Source organism: Ancylobacter sp., from assembly GCF_965249975.1.
In the GTDB taxonomy this organism is placed as follows: domain Bacteria; phylum Pseudomonadota; class Alphaproteobacteria; order Rhizobiales; family Xanthobacteraceae; genus Ancylobacter.
The window spans coordinates 578,193-595,161 of sequence record NZ_CBDFNE010000004.1; the positions used below are offsets into that span (position 1 = coordinate 578,193).

Below are 16,969 nucleotides of genomic sequence, written 5' to 3' on the forward strand. Positions count from 1 at the left end.
GTTCAAAAGTCTCGCATCGACCGGCGCGGCTCAGGGCCGGCTGAGCAGCAGCGGCGTTCCCTCGTCGGGCGGCACCTTCTCCCAGCCGCCATCTTCCTGCGCGGCGAAGCGCAGGCCCTCGCCGCGCGCGGTGAGCAGCACCAGGCTGCCGCCGTCAAGCCGCCAGCGGTCTGGCGCCAGCGCCGCCAGCCGCGCGGGACAGCCAGCGGCGAGCCGGGCGCGGTAGGTGCCGCCGCCGGCCTCGGCATTGGTGAGTTCGAGCCGGCACAGCGGCTTGCCCGCCTGCTCGGCCATATCCCACATGCCGACGAGATCGGCGGCGTGGAGGGCGGGGTCGGCAAGGCGCGGATTGACGAGGAAATACACCCCATCGCCCTCGCGCAGCGCCTCCCAGGTGCCGCCGACGCCTTCGGTGAACTCCGCCACCAGCGCGCCGTCCGGCCCCTGCAGCCGGATGGCGTTGCCGGGGCCGGGCGACCAGGAAGCGATATCGACGCTGAACAGAATGGTGCCGGCGCAGGCCTGCCGGTCGAGGGCGACCTCGAAGCGCGCCGGGCTGCGAGCCCGGCCCTGCGGTTTGTCGGACAGGGTGAGAAGACAGACCCGGTCGCCATCGGCATTGGTCAGCCGATACTCGGCCGCGAGCGTGGCCGGCGCGGGAATGTCGCTCTCCTGCGCGCGCGCCGGTGACGCGTGAACAAGCGCGAGCACGCCGGCGGCGAGCGCGGCGGCGACACGCGGATGGCGGCGGGCGGGGCGGTGGGGCGCCGGCATGCGCGTCTCCCTCAGCCGGCCGGCTTCACGGGCGTTTCCGGCACCGGGGTCAGCACCGGCTTGCCGGCCGCCCAGGCAAGGAGATTGTCGACCACAAGCTGGCCCATGGCGTTGCGCGTGACATGGGTGGCCGAGGCGACATGCGGCAGCAGCACGACATTGTCCATGCCGATCAGCGCCTCCGGCACATGCGGCTCATGGGCGAACACGTCGAGCCCGGCGGCGGCGATCGTGCCGTCCTTTAGCGCCGTCACCAGCGCCGGCTCGTCGACCACCGAGCCGCGCGCGACATTGATCAGCACGCCCTTCGGGCCGAGCGCCGCCAGCACCTCGGCGTTGATCATGCGGTCGGTTTCGGGCCCGCCCGGCACGATGACGATGAGCGCGTCGACATCCCGCGCCAGCGCGACGAGCTCGGGATAATGGGTGTAGGGCACATCCGCGACCGGGCGGCGGCTGTGATAGGCGATAGGCCGGCCGAAGCCTTCCAGCCGGCGGGCGATGGCGCGGCCGATGCGGCCCATCCCGACAATGCCGAGCGTGCGGTCGCGCAGGGTGGCGGTGAGCGGGAAGCCGCCGGCGGGCCACTTGCCCTCGCGCAGATGACGCTCGGCCTGGGGAATCTGGCGGATGGTGGCGAGCAGCAGGCCGATGGTGAGGTCGGCCACCTCGTCATCGAGCACGCCGGGGGTGTTGGTGACCACCACGCCGCGCCGGCCGGCGGCCTCGGCATCCACGGAATCATAGCCGACGCCGAAATTGGCGACGATTTCCAGCGCCGGCAAACGGGCCATCAGCGCGTCGGTCACCCGGCGGGCACCGCCGCCGGTGGAGCCGACCCCGGTGGCCACCGCGCGGATGCGCGGGCCGACGTCCGCCAGCGTTGCCTCGGCGTCCGGCGCGTCGAGCCGGTGAACGGTGAAGTGCTCGTTCAGCTGCGCCTCGATCATGCCCATCATCGGGCCGGTCTGGAGAAGGTCGGGGCGGCCGGACATGGGGCACTCCTGCGCGGAAAGGGGCCGACATTCCTCACCAAAGCCGGGCCGGTTTCAAGCCCGATTCGGCGGAAGGCGCCTTTGGCGTTCAGGCGGTCTCTTCCTCGGCCGCGTCCTCGGCGTCCTCCTCCGCCTCGCTCGTCGTGGCGCCGAGCTGGGTGGAGAGGTTGCGGTCGATCTTGCGCAGCATCTTGCGGAAACGCTTGCGGTCCTTGCCGTCGAGGCCGGCGATCATCGTGTCTTCGATGGAGTCGGAAATGGCGTCGATCGCCTCGGCGCGGTGGCGGCCTTCCTCGGTGAGATGCACCCGCACCAGCCGGGCATCGCCCTCGGAGGCGCGGCGCACCAGCAGCCCCTGCGCGGAGAGGCGGCCGACCGTCTTCGACGCGGTCGGCGGGCGCACCTTCAGCGCGGCGGCAAGTTCGCTCATGGTGCGGCCGTCGCTTTCGCAGAGCAGCTTGAGCACCGTTTCCTGGCCGGGAAACAGCCCGATATCCTGAAGACGCCGTGCCGCCAGGGCGCGCTGAAGCCGCGCAACGTGATGAAGCCGCTGGCCAATCTTCTTGTCGAAGCCGTCTTTCATGGGCGTTCCTGCCATCCAATGCACGCCACGGTACCATTATCTAATGCGAAAATAACGCATTGCCGTGACACAAACACCGATGCCAGCGAAAGATTGCCCGGCAAAGAGGGCGCGCGGCGTCAGAGCCGGGCGAAACGGGCCTCGACCTTGGCGAGGAAGGCGGCGCGGCGCTCGGCACTGGCGGAATCCATGCTGTGCAACGCCAGCCATAGCTTGCGCGCGCGCGGGTGGATGATGCCGCCAATGCCGTCGAGCAGGATGCGCCGGCCGGGCTGGCCGATCCACAGCCACCAATACCAGGGCGAGCCGAGCGAACTCACCGCCGCCAGCACGCGGATATTGGTGAGCCGGCGTTCCAGCGAGCGAAAGGGTTTGGGCATGCCGAAGGTTTCGTGCGGCACCAGTACCCGTTCCAGCCAGCCCTTGAGCATGGCGGGCGGGCCGTACCACCAGGTGGGCGCGACGAATATGAGGGCGTCCGCCTGCTTCACCCGTTCGAGATGACCGGCAATGCGCACGGTGTTGAGGCCGGGTTCATGGTAGGCGAGCCGCTCGTCGCGGCCCATCACGGGATCGACGCCCTCCCCATAGAGGTCGAGAAGGTCCACCTCATGGCCGGCTGCCTTCAGGCCCCGGATCACCGCGTCGCGGACGCCGGCGGTGAAGCTCTCCGCCACCGGGTGGCAATAGACGACAAGCGCGCGCATCAGCTGGCCTCCCCGGTGCCTCGGCCTTCCAGCCCGGGGAACAGATAGGTGCGGCCGGTGGCAAAGTCGAAGTCGGGATTCTCCCAGGCGATCATCTTGCCGGGGTTCAGCAGGCCTTTCGGGTCCGCCTGGCGCTTGAAGGCGAGCTGCGCCGGGTCGGTCTGCTTCATGCCGCCTTCCTCCAGCGTATAGCGGTGCGGGTTGAACACCGGGATGCCCAACTTCTCATGCAGGGCGACGATTTCCTCCAGCCGCTCTTCGGAGGTAAAGCGCACCAGCGGCAGGCCGAAGCAGGTGACCTTGCCGTCGAAGCGCACGAATTCGAGATGCGCCGGCACTTCCTCGCCCAGCAGTTCATGCACCTTCGCCACCAGCCTCAGCTGCTCCGGGAAGGGATAGAGCGTCTGCAGATAGGTGATGGCGGGATCGACCCGCAGTGCGCGCAGCGTCGTGTGGTTCCAGGCGAGTTCATAGAGCGGTGGCAGGCCCTTCCGCTCCTCTGGCGACAGCAGATCGGAGCGGAACAGCATTTCCCCGCCCCAGCGGGCGGTGAAGCTCTCGAACGCCGCCCGGCCCATCGGCGCCAGCATCACCAGCACGATGTGCCGGCCGTCCGGCAGGAAGGGGCGGTGGCGCAAAAAACTGATCTGCGGGATGGGCGCGGCGATGACGGAAACGAGCTTCTTCAGCAGCGCGTCCTGTTCGCCCAACGCATTGGCATAGGCGGCGGCCTCGTTGAAGTCGGAAAAGCCGACAATCGCTTCGGTCCAGTCATAGGCGGGAGCGAGCGGCATCTCGATGTCGAGAATGATGCCGTTGGTGCCATAGGCATGGGCGACCTTCTGCACCTCCTCGCCGGTCAGGGTCAGGAGGCGCGGGCTCGCCTCCATGGTGGCGAGGCGCAGCGAGAGGATGTTGCCGAGGTCGCGCAGCCCGCCCCAGCTGATGGAGCCGACCCCGCCCGAACCGCCGGCGATGAAGCCGCCCACCGAGGCGGTGCGGTAGGTGGAGGGGTGCAGCCGCAGTTCCTGCCCGCTCCCCGCGCAGGCGGCGTCGATGTCCGCCAGCAGGGCGCCGGCCTGCGCCCGCACCCGACCGGGGGCGATGTCGAGCACCTTGTCGAGGCCGGAGAGATCGAGCACCAGCCCGCCCGCCAGCGGCATGGCCTGGCCGTAATTGCCGGTGCCCGTGCCGCGCGGGGTGACGGGTATGCCGAGTTCGAAGCAGGCGGCGAGGACGCGCAGCACCTCCTCCTCGCTGGTCGGAGCGGCGAGGATGTCGCCGACAACGCCGTCGAGCTGGCGCTTCAGCGTCGGCGAGTACCAGTAGAAATCGCGGCTCTTCTGCCGCAGCACGGCCGGATTGTCCTCAAGCCGGATGCCCGCCAGCCGGGCCTTGAGGGCGGCGATGTCATAGGTCACGCGGGCGCTCCATCAGATCGTCCAGCTCGGCATAGTCGGGCGGCGTGGTCGCAATCGCGCGTCCCGCGCGGAGCACGGTGCGCCCCGCCAGCGGGCGGGCGAGCCATTCATTGAGGCTGCGCGCGGGAAAGAGCGAGAGATCGGCGGGCGCTCCCTCGGCCAGCGTCCCGGCCGCCACGCCCATATGCGCCGCCGGCGCGCGGGAGATGAGCGCCGGCCCGTCGCCATGGGGATGGTCGAGATGGGCGATGCGGGCGGCCTCCCGGTAAACCTCGACGAGATCGAGGTCGCCATAGGCGTAGAAGGGGTCGCGCGCATTGTCGCTCGCCACCATGACAGGAATGCCGCGCGCCCTCATTTCCTGCAGCAGGGTGACGCCGCGCCAGCGCGGGGTGCGCCCAAGCTTGCGGTCCTGCAAATAGAGATTGCACATGGGCAGCGAGACGACGGCGATGCCGGCCTGTGCGACGCGGTCGAGCGTGCGGTCGATCTCGTCCTCGCCCTTCACCGCCAACGCGCAGCAATGGCCGGCGAGGATCGGCCCCTCGAAGCGGCGCTCCAGCGCCATGCGCGCCAGCAGATCGAGCCCGCGCCCCTCGCGGTCGCGCTCGTCCACATGCAGGTCGAGCCCGAGGCCGAAGCGCTCGGCCGCGTCGAACAGCCGGGCAAGGCCGGCTTCGAGATTTGGGGTGAGATAGGTATAGGCGCCGAGACGGCCGCCATGGGCGCGCACCATATCCAGCAACGGCGCGAAGGCGTCGTCGTCAAGCACGCGGTCGATGGCGATGAGGCCGACGGCCTGCAACTCGACCCGCCCGCGCCAGGCCTCGCGCATCTGGGCGAAAACCCGCCACGCGCCGGCGGCGCGCGGGCCGTCGGAATCGAGATGGGTGCGGATCGCCACCGTGCCATGGGCATAGGCGCAGCGCAGGCCGAAATCGAAGCGCCGGCTTATGTCCTCCTCGGTCCAGCGCGCCGTGCGGTCCGCATTCACCGCGTTCACCGCGCCGTCGAAACTGCCGTCGGGGTTCGGCGCCCGCTTCCAGATGAAGCCCTTGTCGAGATGGGTGTGGATGTCGACAAGGCCGGGCAGCACCAGCCCGCCCGAGAGGTCGAGCCGGGGGCCGGCCTCAACCAGCGCGCCGGCCGGGGCGAGACGGGCGAGGCGCGCGCCCTCCACCGCGATGTCGAGCCCCACCAGCCCTTCCGCATCCACCGGCCCGGCAAAAGCCGGGACGAGACAGGCGGGCACGCGCGCGTGACCGAGCACGAAGGCGGCGGGCGGGGCCTTCAGATCGAGCGTCACGTCCGGCCACCCAGTTCGCTTTCGTGCCAGCGCCGCAGCACCAGCCAGGACAGCAGGCTCAGCGCCGCATAGATGAGGATGCCGGTGAGCGAGATGAGCAGCAGCGCGGCGAACAGGCGCGGAATGTTCAGCCGATAGGCGGATTCGACGATGCGGAAGGCGAGGCCCGAGCCTTGCCCGGCCGAGCCGGCGGCGATTTCGCCGACCACCGCGCCGATCAGCGCCAGCCCGCCGGCAATGCGCAGCCCGCCGAGGAAATAGGGCAGGGCGGTGGGCAGTTTGAGCTGCGCCAGGGTCTGCCAGCGCGAGGCGCCGGAGAGGCGGAACAGGTCGCGCAGGTTCGGGTCGACCGAGTTCAGCCCCAGCGTGGTGTTGGACAGAACCGGGAAGAAGGCGACGATCCAGGCGCAGAGCAGCACCGCGCTGTCGGTGGAGAGGTAGATCAGCATCAGCGGCGCCACGGCGATGACGGGTGTCACCTGCAGAATGACAGCGATGGGGAACAGCGAGAACTCGACGATGCGGGCGCTGGCGAACAGCAGCGCCAGCGCGACGCCGCCGACCACGGCCAGCGCCAGCGCGGCCAGCGTGGTTTGCAGCGTCACCAGCATGGAGGCGAACAGCACCGAGCGGTCCTTGACCAGCGTCGCCAGCACCGCATCCGGGGCCGGCAGCACATAGGGCGGCAGGTTGTTGAGCTTCACCACCGCTTCCCAGCCGAGGATAAGCGCCGCCAGCACGCCGAGGGGGAGAAGCCAGCGCAGCGGCGAGGTGGCCATGCCCGCCTCCGCTAGCGCGCGTCCATCGCCCGGGCGAGGGCGAGGGAGGTTTCGCGGCACAGCGCCGCATATTCCGGCGAGGTGCGGAAGGCCTCGTCGCGCGGCTGGTCGGGGGCGATGGAAAGCTCCGCCGCCACGCGGCCGGGCCGCGCCCGGAAGACCAATATGCGCGAGGAGAGATAGACCGATTCGAACACCGAATGGGTGACGAAGACGATGGTGCAGCGCAGGCGCCGCCACACGTCCAGCAGATCATTATTGAGCTTGAAGCGGGTGATTTCGTCCAGCGCGGCGAAGGGCTCGTCCATCAACAGCAGGCGCGGCTTGGTGACGAGCGCGCGGGCGATGGAGACGCGCATTTTCATGCCGCCGGAAAGCTCGCGCGGATAGGCGTCGCGGAAGGCGGCGAGGCCGACCAGTTCCAGCGCTTCCATGATGGCGGGCTCGGCCTCGCGCCGGCCAACCCCGGCGAGTTTCAGCGGCAGATGCACATTGCCGAACACGCTGGCCCAGGGCATCAGGGTCGGTTCCTGAAACACAAAGCCGATGGCGTGGCGGTCCTGCGCGCGCCGGGCCTTCTCATCCGCGTCCCAGTCGAGCCGGCCCTCGCTCGGCTCGGCGAGGCCGGCGATGAGGCGCAGCGCGGTCGACTTGCCGCAGCCGGAGGGGCCGAGCAACGAGACGAACTCGCCCGCGCGGACCTCCATATCGAGCCCCTCCAGCGCGGTGACGCCGTTGCCGAAGCGCTTGCCGACGCCGGACAGGCGCAGCAGCGGCGCGCCTTCGCCGGCCGGGCTTGGCGCGATGTCCGACGGATGGGCGTTCATGCCCGGCCCACGCGGCGCGTGAAGGGAAAACCCCGCCTCATTTCGGCGCCAGCTCCTTGCCGACGCCCTTGTTGACGAATTGCAGCGTGTAGGACTTGCCGTAATCGATGCCCGGGGCCAGCACCTTGGCCTTCACCATCTTGTCGTAGAACGCCTTCATCCGCGCATCGCTCATGGCGCCGATGCCGAGCGTGGTCGTGTCGCCGGAATCGACGATGCCATATTCCTTCATCTTGGCGATGGAGAAGGCGATCATGGCGTCGGTCATCTCCGGATTGTCCTGCTTGATCAGGGCATTGGCCTTAGCATTGTCGCCATAGAGATAATTGTACCAGCCGATGATCGAGGCATCGACGAAGCGCTGCACGAGGTCGGGATTCTGCTTCACCAGCTCGGTGCGGGTCTCAATAGTGGTGGCATAGGTCTCGAAGCCGTAATCGGCGAGCAGGAACAGGCTCGGCTTGAATCCGCCCTGCTGTTCCACCGCATAGGGCTCGGAGGTGATGTAGCCCTGCATGGCGCTGTTCTTGTCGACGAGGAACGGCGCGGCGTTGAAGGTGTAGGGCTTCACCTGGCTCTCGCTGAAGCCGTAATCGGCGATCAGCCACTGGTAGTAGCTCGCCAGCCCCTCCTTGGAGATGAACAGCGTCCGGGTCTTCAGCTGCTCGAACTGCGTCACGTCGGGATGGGCGATAAGGACCTGCGGATCCTTCTGGAACATCGCGGCGACGACCTCTGTGGGGATGTTCTCCACCACCGAGGAGATCGCTTGCAGCATGTTGGCGCCCATATAGAAATCGATCTTGCCCACCGGCAGCAGCAGCCGGTTATTGGCCTGCGGGCCGCCCGGCATGATGGTGACGTCGAGCCCGTATTTCGCATAGGTGCCGTCGGCCACCGCCTGGTAGAAGCCGCCATGCTCGGCCTGGGCCACCCAGTTGGTGCCGAAGGTCACCTTGTCCGCCGCCCGCGCCGGGGCGGCCGTGAGCAGAGTGGCGAGGGCCAGCGCACCCAGCGCGGCGAGAGGGAAGAGGGAACGCAAGCGCGGCAGACGCGGGCGCATCGAAATCTCCATCCGGGCTAAGAAGGGCGGTGCGTGACGGAACCCATGCCCTCATGATAGGCGAGCTTAATCGCCATGCACATATGCTGTCGCGAGAGAACTGTGCATGCGCAGCATTGTCCGCCTTCGGCCCGGCGGAACGGAGAACCCCCCATGCTTCGCCATCTCGTGCCGCCCGCCATCCGCGCCCCCTTCGCCCGCTACAGCCACGCGGTGGAAATCCCCGCCGGCGCCCGGCTGCTGCTGGTCTCCGGCCAGCTCGGCATCACTCCGGACGATGCCATTCCCGAGGGCGTGGAAGAACAGGCCGCGCTGTGCTTCGCCGCCATTGAGGCCTGCCTCAGTGAGGCTGGCATGGGGCGCGCCGATATTGTGCGGCTCAACGCCTATGTCACCGACCGGGCTTATCTCGCCGGCTACATGGCGGCGCGCGACCGCTTCATCGCTTCCCCGCCGCCGGCTTCGACGCTGATGATCGTCTCCGGCTTCGCCCGGCCGGAATTCAAGGTGGAAATCGAGGCGCTGGCGGCCCGGCGGGATTGAGCCTAGAACGCCGCCAGCAACGACCGGAGCCGTGCCATGCCCCCCAAACGCTTCTGGACCGAACTCAGCTGGACCGATTTCGCCCAGGGCGACACGGAGAACTGGATCGCCGTGCTGCCGGTGGCGGCGGTGGAACAGCACGGGCCGCATCTGCCGGTGGGCGTCGACGCCTTCATCGGCGAGGGCTATCTCAAGGAAGTGGCGCGGCTGCTGCCGGAGGATATTCCCGCCCTGTTCCTGCCCATGCAAGCCATCGGCAAGTCGAACGAGCATCTCGATTTTCCCGGCACCCTGACGCTTTCGGCCGAGACGGTGATCCGCGCCTGGACGGAGATCGGCGAGAGCGTCCACCGCGCCGGTGTGCGCAAGCTGGTGATCGTCAATTCCCATGGCGGCAATGTGCCTATCCTCGACATCGTGGCGCGCGAGTTGCGCGCCCGGCTTGGCATGCTCGCGGTCATGGTCTCCTGGCATCGCTTCGGCTATCCCGAGGGCCTGTTCACCGCGCAGGAACGCCAGCACGGCATCCATGCCGGCGGGGTGGAGACCTCGCTGATGCTGGCCTTCCGGCCCGACACGGTGCGCGTGGACGAGGTGCGCGACTTTCCCCCGGTCACGCTCGCCATGGAGCAGGAATTCGCCTTTCTGCGCGCGGGCTCGCCGGCCGGCTTCGGCTGGATGGCGCAGGATATCCAACCCACCGGCGCGATGGGCGATGCCACCGAGGCGAGCCTTGAGAAGGGCGAGGTCTGCGCGCTTTTCGGTGCGCGCGCCTTTGTCGAACTGCTCGGCGATGTCCATCGTTTCGATCTGTCGCGGCTGCCGGCGGGGCCGCGCGGCGGGGTGGCCCGCTGATGGAAGGCTCGGTCGCGCGGGCGGCGTTCCATTCCCGCCCTCTCTCGCTTGACGCTGCCCGCGCCTATGCGGCACGGGTGCTGGAACGCTTCGGCACCTCCTCTGGCAATGCCGAGGTGACCGCCGACGCGCTGGTGCGCGCGGAGGCGGACGGGCTCGCCACCCACGGCTTGACCCGGCTGCCGAGCTACAGCGCCATGGTGGCTGCCGGCAAGATCGACGGCCATGCGGTGCCGCGCATGCGGCCCGTCGCCCCGGCGGTGCTCGCGGTGGATGCCGGCAACGGCTTTGCCTATCCCGCCCTTGCCCATGCCCTGCCCGAACTGGCGGCGATGGCGCGGGCGAGCGGGGTGGCGCTGATGGCGGTGCGGCGTTCCAGCCATTTCGGCGTCGCCGGCCAGCCGGTGGAGACGCTGGCGAATGAAGGCCTGGTCGGCCTCGCCTTCTCCAACGCCTCCGCCTCCATCGCCCCCTGGGGCGGAAAGCGGCCGGTGTTCGGCACCAACCCCATCGCCTTCGCCACGCCGCTGAAGGGAAGGGCGCCGGCGGTGGTGGACCTCTCCGTCGCCAAGGTGGCGCGCGGCAATCTGCTTGCCGCCGTGCAGCGCGGCGAGGACGCCATTCCCCCGGGCTGGGCCTTCGACCGCGAAGGCAATCCGACAACGAACGCCAAGGCGGGGCTTGCCGGCACCATGGTGCCGATGGGCGAGGCCAAGGGCACGGCGCTCGCCTTTGTCGTCGAGGTGATGGCGGCGGCGCTGACCGCTTCCACCTTCTCCTTCGACGCGCCGACTTTCTTCACCGGCGAGGGGCCGCCGGCCTCGGTCGGCCATGTGGTGATCGCCATCAATCCCGGCCTGCTGGCGGGCGATGCCTATCTCGACCATCTCGAACGCCTCGCGCTCGCCATCGAGAGCGAGCCGGGCGCGCGGCTGCCGGGCACACGCCGGCTGGTGAACCGTGAACGCGCGGCCCGCGAGGGCGTGACGCTCACCGTCGGCGTGCAGCGGGCGCTGGCGCAGATGGGGTTCGTCGACGGTTCGGAAGCGGCGGGGGCCTGACAGCCGAAAGGCCCGGACGGGCCGGGCCTTTCGTATTTTTCCAACGCCGGAGGCGCGTCGCTCACTTATAGGCGGCGATCGCCTTGAGGATCAGCTCGCGGGCGCGCTCGGGACCTTCCCAGCCGGCGACCGTGACCTTCTTGCCCTTCTCCAGATCCTTGTAATGGGTGAAGAAGTGGCCGATCTGCTCGATGATCAGCTCCGGCAGGTCGGCATAGGTCTTGATCTTGGAGTGGTACGGATAGACCGAGTCCGCCGGCACGGCGAGGATCTTCTCGTCGCCGCCCTTCTCGTCGGTCATCATCAGCACGCCGACCGGGCGGCAGGCGATGACGCAGCCGGCCAGCAGCGGGATGGGCGAGAGCACGATCACGTCGATCGGGTCGCCGTCATCGCCGAGCGTGTTCGGCACGAAGCCGTAATTGCCGGGATAGAACATCGGCGTGTGCAGGAAGCGGTCGACGAACAGCGCGCCCGATTCCTTGTCGATCTCGTACTTCACCGGCGCGCCGCCGGCGGGGATTTCGATGATGGCGTGGACTTCGTCAGGCGGGTTGGGCCCGACCGAAATGCGCGAAATATCCATGAATGGGCTCCAACGGCTCCAGGTCGACGGGCCGGCAAGGCCGGCAGGCAGAAAGGCGCCTTCTCATAGGTCGCTGCGGGCGCGCCGTCGAGACGTGTCGTCCCATCAATTCGACGGTCACCGCCGCCGAGCGACGCTGCCGGCGCTGACGCAACGTCAACGAGTTGATACAGTGTATCTTTCTGCTGGACGGGCGATGCCGATATACAGTATCAATTCCAAGTCTGGAGTTTGAGCATGTCCGTCGCCCCCATCCGCCTGCACGACCACGCCCACACATCCGCCCCTCCGGAGGGACGTGGAAAGGCCGGTGTCGGCGGGCACGGGCACGCTCATTCTCCGGGCCACGCGCATGATCATGCTCACGATCACGGCCATGCGCATGCCCCTTCCGATGCGCCGGAGGGCGGCGCGCATCTGCACCGCCATCATTCCCATGCGGCGGGCGAGCGGCATCCGCCGGCCCGGCCGGGCTTCTCGCTGCTGCGGCTGTCCGCCCTGCAGCGCCTCGCCATCGCGCTGCCGCTGGCGGCCGTGCTGTGGGCCATGGCGCTGGCGGTGATCGGGGTGGGGGCGTGATGGGAAACGTCGCGAAAAGCGTCCTTGCCTTCCGCAATCTCACCCTCGGCTATGACCGCCACCCGGCGGTGCACCATCTCGACGGCGAGGTGGCGCAGGGTGATCTGCTTGCCATTTGCGGGCCGAACGGCGCGGGCAAATCCACCCTGCTCAAGGGCATTGCCGGCGTGCTGTCGCCGCTCACCGGGCTCATCGAGGGCCATATTCCCGCGCGCGACATCGCCTATCTGCCGCAGGCGGCGGAGGTCGACCGCTCCTTCCCCATCGATGTCTACGACCTTGTCTCCATGGGTCTGTGGCGGCGCGCCGGCCTGTTCGGCGGCATCAGCCGCGCCGACCGGGTGCGGATCGAGGAGGCGCTGGCCGCCGTCGGGCTGGAAGGCTTCGAGGCGCGCCCCATCGGCACGCTGTCGGGTGGGCAGATGCAGCGCGCGCTGTTCGCCCGCCTGCTGCTGCAGGATGCGCGGCTGCTGCTGCTCGACGAGCCCTTCACCGCGCTCGATGCCGGCACCATCACCGACCTCACCGCGCTGGTGAAGCGCTGGAACGGCGAAGGCCGTACCGTCATCGCCGTGCTGCACGATTTCGAACTGGTGCGCGGGCATTTCCCCCGCACGCTGCTGCTCGCCCGCGAGGCGGTCGCCTGGGGCGCCACCAGCGAGGTGCTCACATCCGCCAACCTCGCCGAGGCCCGCCGCATGTGCGAGGCGTGGGACGAGGACGCGCCGGCCTGCGCCCCATCCCTCAAGGCGACTGCGGCGGGGAGGGCGGCGTGATCTACGATCTGCTCATCGCTCCCTTTGCCGAATTCGATTTCATGCGCCGCGCGCTGGTCGGCGTGCTCGCGCTCGGCATCGGCGCTGGCCCCATCGGCGTGCTGATGATGCTGCGCCGCATGAGTCTGGCCGGTGACGCCATGGCCCATGCCATCCTGCCCGGCGCGGCAGTTGGTTTCCTCGCTGCCGGGCTGAACCTGTTTGCGATGACCGTGGGCGGGCTGGTGGCGGGCTTCGCGGTGGCGCTGGGCGCCGGCGCGGTGGCGCGGGCGACGCAGATGAAGGAGGACGCGGCGCTGGCCGCCTTCTACCTCATCTCGCTGGCGCTCGGCGTGCTTCTGGTGTCGCTGCGCGGCTCGAATGTCGATCTGCTTCATGTGCTGTTCGGCACGGTGCTGGCGTTGGACGACGCGACGCTGCTGCTCATCGTCTCGATTTCCAGCTTCACACTGGTGGCGCTGGCTCTGGCCTGGCGGCCGCTGGTGCTGGAGAGCGTCGATCCCGGCTTCCTGCGCTCGGTGAGCCGGGCGGGGGCGCCGACCCATCTCATCTTCCTGGCGCTGGTGGTGATGAACCTCGTCGGCGGCTTCCATGCGCTGGGCACGCTGCTCGCGGTCGGGCTGATGATGCTGCCGGCCGCCGCCGGCCGGTTCTGGACCCGCGAACTCACCGCGCTGGTCGGCGTCTCGGTGTTGATCGCGTGCGGCTCCGGCGTGCTGGGGTTGCTGGTTTCCTATCATTCCGGCGTGCCCTCCGGGCCCGCCATCATCCTCGTCGCCGGTGGTGCCTATGCGCTGTCGGTGCTGTTCGGGCCGGTGGGCGGGCTTCTGCCCCGCTTCCTGCCGCAACGCCATCTCGAAGCCTGAAGGAGCCCCCCCATGCTCACCCGCCGCCTTGCTGTTGCCGGCGCGCTCGCGCTCGGCCTTTCCCTTCCGCTCGCGCTCCCCGCTGCCGCGCAGGACGCTGCACCGAAGATTCCCGTCGTCGCCTCCTTTTCCATCCTTGGCGATCTGGTGAAGGAAGTGGGCGGCGACCGTGTCGCCGTCACCACCCTCGTCGGCCCCAATGGCGACGCCCATGTGTTCCAGCCGGCACCGGCCGACGCCAAGAAGGTCGCGGCGGCGCAGATCGTCTTCGTCAACGGCCTCGGCTTCGAAGGCTGGATCGACCGGCTGGTGAAGGCGTCCGGCACCAAGGCGGAGATCGTCGTCGCCACCAAGGGCATCACCCCGCGCGAAATGGCGGATGAGGATGAGGACGACCACGCCGCGCAGGGCCACAAGGATCATGACCACGCCAAGAAGGGCGAGCATGACCACGACCATGGCGGCATCGACCCGCACGCCTGGCAGTCGGTGGCCAATGCGGAGATCTATGTTGCCAATATCCGCGACGCGCTGATCGCCGCCGATCCCGCCGGCAAGGCGGCGTATGAGGCGAATGCGAGCGCCTATACCGCCAAGCTGGAGGCGCTGGACGCGCAGGTGAAGGCGGCGATGGCGGCGATCCCGGAAAGCCGGCGCCGCATCATCACCTCGCATGATGCGTTCGGCTATTTCGGCGCCGCCTACGGCATCGAGTTCATCGCGCCGCAGGGCGTCTCCACCGAGTCGGAGGCGTCCGCCAAGGACGTTGCCCGCATCATCCGCCAGATCAAGGCCGAGAACATTCCGGCCGTGTTCATGGAGAACATCTCCGATCCGCGCCTCGTCAAGCGCATCGCCAAGGAGACCCAGGCCAAGATCGGCGGCGAGCTGTTTTCCGATGCCCTCTCCGATGACAAGGGCCCGGCGAGCACCTACATCGACATGATGAAAAACAACATCACCCAGCTCTCCTCGGCCCTGTCGAGCTGACGCGGGGACCCCGCATCCCGGCCGGCCGCTGGCCAGGCCGGGAGCGGCGGGACATCTGAATGGACACGCGATCCCGGTTCGCCGCAATGCGGCGTCCGGGATGACGCATTTGAGACGACCACTGGAGTTCACCATGCCCGAAGCGGCTTCGTCCAAAATTCCCGTCACCGTGCTCACCGGCTATCTCGGCGCCGGCAAGACCACGCTGCTCAACCGCATCCTCTCCGAGCCGCACGGCAAGAAATTCGCCGTCGTCGTCAACGAGTTCGGCGAGATCGGCATCGACAACGACCTCGTGGTCGGCGCCGATGAGGAAGTGTTCGAGATGAACAACGGGTGCATCTGCTGCACCGTGCGCGGCGACCTGATCCGCATCATCGACGGCCTGCTGCGCCGCAAGAACGACTTCGACGGCATCATCATCGAGACCACCGGCCTCGCTGACCCGGCGCCCGTCGCCCAGACCTTCTTCGTCGACGAGACGGTGGGCGCGAAAACCACGCTCGACGCGGTGGTGACGGTGGCCGACGCCAAATGGCTGAAGGACCGGCTGAAGGACGCGCCCGAGGCCAAGAGCCAGATCGCCTTCGCCGACGTGATCCTGCTCAACAAGACCGACCTGGTGACGGAGACCGAGCTGAAGGACGTGGAGATGCGCATCCGCGCCATCAACCCCTTCGCCCGCGTCCACCACACGCAGCGTTCCGAGATCGCCATCGACAAGGTGCTGGGGCAGGGGGCGTTCGACCTCGACCGCATCCAGGCCATCGATCCGGATTTTCTGGAAGGCGGTCATCGGCACTTCCACGACGAGGACATGCGGTCCTATTCCTTCGCCACCGACAAGCCGCTGGACCCGGACAAGTTCTTTCCGTGGATCCAGGAGCTGACCCAGCGCGAGGGCATCAACATCCTGCGCTCCAAGGGCATTCTCTCCTTCAAGGACGATGCCGATCGCTTCGTGTTCCAGGGCGTGCACATGATCCTCGACGGCGACCACCAGCGCCCCTGGCGCGCGGACGAGGCGAAGGTGAGCCGCATCGTCTTCATCGGTCGGCAGCTCGATGCCGCGGCGCTGGAAAAGGGTTTTCTCGGCTGCGTGGCGTAGAGCCCGCGATCCCTCTCCACCCTGCCAACGATCCCGGATACGGCCTGACGGCCGTTCCGGGATGATGCGGGCGGGGGAGTTCCGTCGTGACGCCGGCCGCGAATTGGGCTAACCCGACATTCCCCGCCAAGAAGCCGTCGAGCCCATGACCTCCCAGTCCTCCACGCCCTCCTCGCTCACCTCCAAGCTGCGCCCGCTCGCTCTCGGCGGCGCGGTGGTCGGCCTGCGCTTTCTCGGCACCACCGCCGGTTTCGTGCTGGGCGAGGGCGAGATCGTGCTGGTGGACGAGGAGGAGACGCGGGTACAGGCGCATAAGGGCGCGGTGCTCTCGGTCGCCGGCGACGACAGGCGCCTCCTCACCGGCGGGGACGACGGGCGGGTGGTGGCGACCACCGCCGACGGCACGATGCAGCCGCTGTTCGAGCAGAAGGGGCGCTGGATCGACCAGGTGGCGGCCGGCGCCGACGGGGCCGTTGCTTTCTCGGCCGGCAAGACCGCGCATTTCCTTCCCGTGAAGGGCGAGCGCAAGTCGCATGATTTCCCTTCCACCGTCGGCGGCCTCGCCTTCGCGCCCAAGGGCACGCGGCTGGCCGTCGCGCATTATGGCGGCGTCTCGCTCTGGTTCCCTAACGCCCAGGCCAAGCCCGAATTCCTGGAATGGAAGGGCTCGCATCGCGGCGTGCTGTGGAGCCCGGACATGCGTTTCGTGGTGACGACCATGCAGGAAGCGGCGCTGCATGGCTGGCGGCTTGCCGATGGCGGGCATATGCGCATGTCGGGCTATCCCTCGCGCGTCACCTCGATGGCGTTCACCGCTGGCGGCAAGTTCCTCGCGACCTCCGGTTCCAGCGAGGCGATCCTCTGGCCTTTCGCCAGCAAGGAAGGGCCGATGGGCAAGCAGCCTTCCATGCTCGCCCCGCGCGATGTGCGCGTCTCGACCGTCGCCGCCCATCCCCGCGACGAGGTGATCGCCTGCGGCTATGAGGACGGGCTGGTGCTGATGGTGCGCATTTCCGACGGCGCGGAAATCCTGCTGCGCGCCCCCGATGGCGCCCCGGTGACCGCGCTGGCCTGGCGCGGGGATGGCGGCGCGCTCGGCATCGGTACGGAAAGCGGCGCGGCCGGCCTCATCGTCTTCTGAGCTTCTCGA

19 protein-coding genes are annotated in these 16,969 nt (G+C 68.6%); 9 read left to right on the plus strand and 10 right to left on the minus strand.

The genetic code is table 11. The features are described 5' to 3' along the window. Positions 1–30 precede the first annotated feature (30 nt). The 9 genes from ACP2AH_RS07265 to ACP2AH_RS07305 form a co-directional block, all read right to left on the minus strand. A complete protein-coding gene (locus ACP2AH_RS07265; RefSeq protein WP_425105181.1) occupies positions 31–774 on the minus strand; it encodes an AprI/Inh family metalloprotease inhibitor in 744 nt (247 codons plus the stop codon). A gap of 11 nt (positions 775–785) precedes the next feature. Beyond that, entirely contained in the window at positions 786–1,769 is a 984-nt protein-coding gene (locus ACP2AH_RS07270) for a 2-hydroxyacid dehydrogenase (RefSeq protein ID WP_425105182.1), read from the minus strand. An 88-nt stretch (positions 1,770–1,857) separates the two neighbouring features. After that, positions 1,858–2,352, minus strand: coding sequence for a MarR family winged helix-turn-helix transcriptional regulator (locus tag ACP2AH_RS07275; protein WP_425105183.1), 495 nt, complete (start codon positions 2,350–2,352; stop codon positions 1,858–1,860). A 119-nt stretch (positions 2,353–2,471) separates the two neighbouring features. Then, on the minus strand, positions 2,472–3,059 hold the full coding sequence (locus ACP2AH_RS07280; protein ID WP_425105184.1) for an NAD(P)H-dependent oxidoreductase: 588 nt from the start codon (positions 3,057–3,059) through the stop codon (positions 2,472–2,474). After that, positions 3,059–4,480: an FAD-binding oxidoreductase gene (locus ACP2AH_RS07285; protein WP_425105185.1), complete on the minus strand. Its 1,422-nt coding sequence runs from the start codon at positions 4,478–4,480 to the stop codon at positions 3,059–3,061. The genes ACP2AH_RS07280 and ACP2AH_RS07285 overlap by 1 nt, the downstream gene beginning before the upstream one ends. Further along, positions 4,470–5,786: a cytosine deaminase gene (locus tag ACP2AH_RS07290; RefSeq protein WP_425105186.1), complete on the minus strand. Its 1,317-nt coding sequence runs from the start codon at positions 5,784–5,786 to the stop codon at positions 4,470–4,472. Before ACP2AH_RS07290 ends, ACP2AH_RS07285 begins: the two co-directional genes overlap by 11 nt. Then, positions 5,783–6,565 carry an ABC transporter permease gene (locus ACP2AH_RS07295; protein WP_425105187.1) on the minus strand — a complete coding sequence of 261 codons (783 nt, stop codon included), beginning with the start codon at positions 6,563–6,565 and terminating at the stop codon, positions 5,783–5,785. Before ACP2AH_RS07295 ends, ACP2AH_RS07290 begins: the two co-directional genes overlap by 4 nt. A gap of 11 nt (positions 6,566–6,576) precedes the next feature. Beyond that, complete coding sequence (locus ACP2AH_RS07300; RefSeq protein ID WP_425105188.1) at positions 6,577–7,392, minus strand: ABC transporter ATP-binding protein; 816 nt, start codon at positions 7,390–7,392, stop codon at positions 6,577–6,579. A gap of 37 nt (positions 7,393–7,429) precedes the next feature. Beyond that, positions 7,430–8,455, minus strand: coding sequence for an ABC transporter substrate-binding protein (locus ACP2AH_RS07305; protein ID WP_425105189.1), 1,026 nt, complete (start codon positions 8,453–8,455; stop codon positions 7,430–7,432). Positions 8,456–8,608: 153 nt separating this feature from the next. Between ACP2AH_RS07305 and ACP2AH_RS07310 the strand changes: the two genes are divergently transcribed. From ACP2AH_RS07310 to ACP2AH_RS07320, 3 genes are read left to right on the plus strand one after another with little or no spacing between them, the layout of a single operon-like run. Then, positions 8,609–8,998 carry a RidA family protein gene (locus ACP2AH_RS07310; protein WP_425105190.1) on the plus strand — a complete coding sequence of 130 codons (390 nt, stop codon included), beginning with the start codon at positions 8,609–8,611 and terminating at the stop codon, positions 8,996–8,998. 36 nt (positions 8,999–9,034) lie between these two features. Continuing rightward, complete coding sequence (locus tag ACP2AH_RS07315; RefSeq protein WP_425105191.1) at positions 9,035–9,853, plus strand: creatininase family protein; 819 nt, start codon at positions 9,035–9,037, stop codon at positions 9,851–9,853. Further along, positions 9,853–10,914: an Ldh family oxidoreductase gene (locus tag ACP2AH_RS07320; protein WP_425105192.1), complete on the plus strand. Its 1,062-nt coding sequence runs from the start codon at positions 9,853–9,855 to the stop codon at positions 10,912–10,914. The genes ACP2AH_RS07315 and ACP2AH_RS07320 overlap by 1 nt, the downstream gene beginning before the upstream one ends. A 61-nt stretch (positions 10,915–10,975) precedes the next feature. On the opposite strand, the gene ppa is transcribed toward ACP2AH_RS07320, so the two are convergent. Then, a complete protein-coding gene (ppa, locus tag ACP2AH_RS07325; protein WP_425105193.1) occupies positions 10,976–11,500 on the minus strand; it encodes an inorganic diphosphatase in 525 nt (174 codons plus the stop codon). A 237-nt stretch (positions 11,501–11,737) separates the two neighbouring features. Between ppa and ACP2AH_RS07330 the strand changes: the two genes are divergently transcribed. From ACP2AH_RS07330 to ACP2AH_RS07355, 6 genes are all read left to right on the plus strand, one after another. Further along, on the plus strand, positions 11,738–12,079 hold the full coding sequence (locus ACP2AH_RS07330; protein ID WP_425105194.1) for a hypothetical protein: 342 nt from the start codon (positions 11,738–11,740) through the stop codon (positions 12,077–12,079). After that, complete coding sequence (gene aztA, locus ACP2AH_RS07335) at positions 12,079–12,855, plus strand: zinc ABC transporter ATP-binding protein AztA (protein ID WP_425105195.1); 777 nt, start codon at positions 12,079–12,081, stop codon at positions 12,853–12,855. The genes ACP2AH_RS07330 and aztA overlap by 1 nt, the downstream gene beginning before the upstream one ends. Next, positions 12,852–13,721: a metal ABC transporter permease gene (locus tag ACP2AH_RS07340; protein ID WP_421699851.1), complete on the plus strand. Its 870-nt coding sequence runs from the start codon at positions 12,852–12,854 to the stop codon at positions 13,719–13,721. The genes aztA and ACP2AH_RS07340 overlap by 4 nt, the downstream gene beginning before the upstream one ends. Before the next feature lie 12 nt (positions 13,722–13,733). Then, entirely contained in the window at positions 13,734–14,711 is a 978-nt protein-coding gene (locus ACP2AH_RS07345; protein WP_425105196.1) for a metal ABC transporter substrate-binding protein, read from the plus strand. A 133-nt stretch (positions 14,712–14,844) separates the two neighbouring features. Then, a complete protein-coding gene (locus ACP2AH_RS07350; protein WP_425105197.1) occupies positions 14,845–15,819 on the plus strand; it encodes a CobW family GTP-binding protein in 975 nt (324 codons plus the stop codon). Positions 15,820–15,964: 145 nt separating this feature from the next. After that, the gene (locus ACP2AH_RS07355; RefSeq protein WP_425105198.1) at positions 15,965–16,960 is read left to right on the plus strand and encodes a WD40 repeat domain-containing protein; all 996 of its coding nucleotides are present in this window, start codon (positions 15,965–15,967) and stop codon (positions 16,958–16,960) included. The last annotated feature ends 9 nt before the right edge of the window (positions 16,961–16,969 follow it).